At 48.1% G+C, this 1,035-nt stretch carries 1 pseudogene; it reads left to right on the top strand.

The annotated features are described in order from the left end of the window. Positions 1–49: 49 nt before the first annotated feature. Positions 50–1,035, top strand: a pseudogene (locus ACYVRH_RS13255) (hypothetical protein); the annotation flags it as partial.

Genomic DNA, 1,035 nt, shown 5'->3' on the forward strand with positions numbered 1-1,035 from the left:
CATGGGCTTGTTCGGGTATACACAAAACTGCCTGATACGAGATTTGACCGTGAATTACGATAACACCACTATCAGCCGCTCCGGTGAAACCGCCTTCGGCGGCATCGCGGGGCAAGCATCAGGGAGTACGCAATTCCTCAATGTATTGGTAACAGGAACAGCTTCCGTTACCGTAACAAGCGACAACAACTTATATGCGGGTGGCCTGGCGGGGCATATGGGAAATGGAACTCTTTCAGGTCCATCTGTTGGAACGGGAAGCGTAAAGAACGCATACAGCGGCCTTAACCTTACAGCAAAAAAAACAGGAACCGGGTCAGGTTTTGTCAGAGTAGGCGGTTTAACAGGGAGTAATACAAACAATAAAGCATGGCCTATACCACTAGGAGAAAATTATTCACTTTCCGCCTTAACCGCAACAGGGAACATCAACGTAACGAATGATGGAACAAGCGCCGCATGGACCGGCGGGTTAGTTGGTTATTTAAGTTCCACCACAGGGGGTTCCACCACTGCCCGTGTAAGCCTTGACGACTGCGTGTATGAACAGGGTACAATCAATGCTGCCTGTACAAGCAGCGGCAGTATCTATATGGCCGGCATAGCCGCGCAAGTAAGTAATTGGGGTGCTTTTATCAAATGCAATTCCCGCGCCGCTCGATTAGAAGCGAGTATTGGTACCGGGACGTCCTATTTTGGAGGCTTTGCAGGTTATCTCAGAACTACAGAAATAAAAGATTGTGGCAACTCAAGCCCGATTGGCATAAATTTTAATTCCGGCTCCAACATTACATATATAGGCGGTTTCGTGGGACAAATAGAGTATAGCACCAGCGCTCCAACAAAATTAGAAACCTGCTGGTCAATAGGAGACGTACAATCCTATAGCAGCGGGAACTATCTTTACACCGGCGGTTTAGTTGGCTATGCATTGGGTGGTGATAACACCACTAATGCTATCACCATAACGCAATGCTGGACCAATGGGAATGTTATCGCCACTCATAACGGCACAAACAGGGTTTATACCGGCGG

It is taken from the genome of Treponema sp. R80B11-R83G3, assembly GCF_054786115.1.